3 protein-coding genes are annotated in these 2,759 nt (G+C 61.5%); all 3 read right to left on the bottom strand.

Annotated features, from left to right (window positions below; genetic code table 11):
- The coding region (locus tag RMO15_RS03880; protein ID WP_309708041.1) for a glycoside hydrolase family 76 protein at nt 1-909 on the bottom strand (909 nt) is incomplete at its 3' end.
- 151 nt (nt 910-1,060) lie between these two features.
- Nucleotides 1,061-1,657 carry a uracil-DNA glycosylase family protein gene (locus tag RMO15_RS03875; RefSeq protein ID WP_309708038.1) on the bottom strand — a complete coding sequence of 199 codons (597 nt, stop codon included), beginning with the start codon at nt 1,655-1,657 and terminating at the stop codon, nt 1,061-1,063.
- On the bottom strand, nt 1,654-2,759 hold a 1,106-nt coding region (locus tag RMO15_RS03870; protein ID WP_309708035.1), incomplete at its 5' end, for a hypothetical protein. The genes RMO15_RS03870 and RMO15_RS03875, both read right to left, overlap by 4 nt.

Genomic DNA, 2,759 nt, shown 5'->3' with positions numbered 1-2,759 from the left:
TGGGTCGCGGAGCGTGTTCCAGGCGAAGTTTCCGCAGGCTTCTGCGCGAGCGTGGAGATACGTGGCGCTGGTCTCACGGTGTAGCTCTAAAAACGCCTCGACTAGGAGGTGTGAGAAGTTGGCCTCGTCGCGGAAGGCTTTGGTGCTAGGCTCGACGAACTCTTTTTCACACGCCAGCGCGATTCGGTTGGCCTCGGTGAGGTAGGTGCGCTCGCCGGTGGCTTTCCAGAGGGCGAGATTGGAGCGGAGCATGAGCGCGGCGTTGTAAGTCCACTTGGTGCGCTCGGGCTTGCCGCTGAGGTCACAGTTATCGAGAAAGAGGCCGTCGCTGTCTTGGAGCTTGGCGTTGGTCCAGGCGACAATGCGCTTTGCCCAGCCGACGTAGTAGTTGGCGTTGAGATGCCGCGCGACTGCAAGCGCCGCCATGGCACTAGGGCCGTTGGAGCAGGTGTTCTTTGTCTCCCGATTCTCGCGCCAGTAGATTCCGCCACCGAGTTTCTCGTCCCAGCCGGAGAGTACAAAGCGCAGCGCCTCGACGGCGCGTAGCAGATACTTCCGCTCGCTGGTTTTCTCGTAGGCTTCGATAAAGGTCAGCACCATCCACGCGTTGTCGTCGTAGTACTTGTCGGAGTTCCCCGGCGACGAGAAATAAGCATCGTAGCCGGGGATGGGAGCGTTGGTGTCCCAGTAGCCCTGGAGGCCATCGAAGAATGCCGCTATTCTGGGAGTATCGCCTGCGCCGACCAGCATCGAGAATGCGACCCCGTTACCCCATATGAACTCCCACGGGAGCACTTTGGGGTCGGTGGGAGTGGCGGGGCGAAACTTCCTCGCCTTTTCGTCCCAGAAGCGATCCAAACAGTAATTCGTGGTGGTGACGGCACGCTCGCGCCAGAATTTAGATTGCATGGTGTAGAAACTAACCTCTCCTCCCCAGCCCTCCTCTCCTGGGCGCTCATTCTTCGCTCGGAAAGGAGGGAGCCCGAGGGGGATTAGCCCCTTTCCCAAGGAGGAACGACTGCCCGGGAGAGGGGTTGGGGAGAGGTTCGTACCCAGTCGCTTAGATTGCATCATGAAGTTTTCTGAGCTGCACCAGCGCGTCGGCGAGCAGTTTTTGGTTGTGCGTGGAGTTGAGCCAGGTGCTCGCCCCCGACGAGTGGGGGAGGGGCAGGTAGAGCCGTCCGTCGTCTTTCTCAAACACCTGCCCGATGAGTTCCTCTAAGGGCGCTTTGGAGAGAAACGTCTTGATGGCGAGGCCTCCAAAGAGCACGAGCGCCTTGGGCTGGACGAGCTCTAGTTCGGCATCCAGCCAGGTGCGACAGAGTTTTTGCTCGGCGGGTGACGGCACCCGGTCTTTCGAGCTGCCGGGGTTGCGCCCGGGGAAGCACTTGGTGATCGCGGCGGCGTAGATGCGCGTCCCGAAGTCCGACTCCTCAAAGCCTGCCTCCAGAAACCAGCCGCGCAGCTTGCGCCCCGCCGGGCCTTCATAAAACCGCCCCGACTCATTGTCCGTGCGTGAGGGTGCCTGACCGATCAGGAAAATATCGGCACCGGGCTGGCCTAGCACCAGCGGATTGGCACTGGGGATAAAACCCGCCGCGGCGCACTTCTGGCAGCCACGAATCTCCTGCTGGAGAACTGAGAGAGGAATCGTCACTTCTTTTCCGAGATTTGGCGTAGGGTTTCTCGGTCACTTGTGCGCGAGCCCGGATCAAAATCAAAGCGTGCCTCGTCTGCGATTAGCTCCTGCCGACGACGCTCTAAGCGCTCGGCGAGGCCTTTTTGCGCGGACGTGACATAGACCGCCACTTTGCTCTGGGTGTCCTTGATCTCAATCCCGGTCTTGGTGGCTCTCCAGCGCACCGTTGTCGCTCCATCCGCATCTACCCGAACCACCTCGGCAGGTTTTTTGAGGTAGTCGGGGAGCGGGAAGGTAAACGTGCTGGCGCGGGGTGTGCCAAAGACGAACACTCTCTTCTCTACCTCAGGCGTGTAGGCGAGGTCACAGGCAAAACAGACCGCGCCGCCGGGCGCGGCGATCACGGAGAGCTCCCACTTGTCTTTAGTCGCGGCAAAGTGCGTTGCCGCGCCTTCGAGATAGTATTTCTCAAGCAGGCGAATCTCCCGCCCGATGCGCTGCATCTCGGCGTAGGTGTCGGGGAAGAGCACCCAAGAGCTGGGCTTGAGGTTGAACCAGTAGAGGCTGGTGATGCGGCTCGCGAGGGCATGGTAGGCTTGCAGGCGCAGCTCCTCGGGCGTCGGTGCACCACGGGGCCGCCAGCCCTTCCAGTCGTCGTGCGGGCCTTGTGACCAGTAGGCTGTGGGGGCGGGCTTGTAGCACTCCCGCAGGCTCCGACACATGTCTCCGATAGTCTCCAGCGGTGCCCCCCAGGAGAGCTTGATGCCACCAGGCCACTCGTAGCTGCGCCAGGAGTCCGTGGCGGGGGCGCAGACACGATAGGCATCATAGTGAGGAAAGTCGGAGATTCCCGCGTAGCGGCACCAGCCTCGTGGATCGCTCCAGGTGACGGTCGTGGCGAGGCGACTCGTGGCAAAGGGCGCAAGCTTTCCCCAGACTTCCTGCGGCGGTGTCGGGCCTTTTCGTCCCCCGTACTGTGGCTCGCCCAAAAACTCCACAGCGTGAACTTTGGGAAGCACGCGCTCGTTATCGTAGAGGGCGACGGGCTGGCAGCCATGAAAGTGCTTGAGCGGGTACTTCTCGCTGAGCTCTGTGTCCGAGTAGCCAGGCACCAGCGGGA

The sequence above is a fragment of the Armatimonas sp. genome (genome assembly GCF_031410135.1).
In the GTDB taxonomy this organism is placed as follows: domain Bacteria; phylum Armatimonadota; class Armatimonadia; order Armatimonadales; family Armatimonadaceae; genus Armatimonas.
This window is presented reverse-complemented; position numbering and strand designations above follow the sequence as displayed.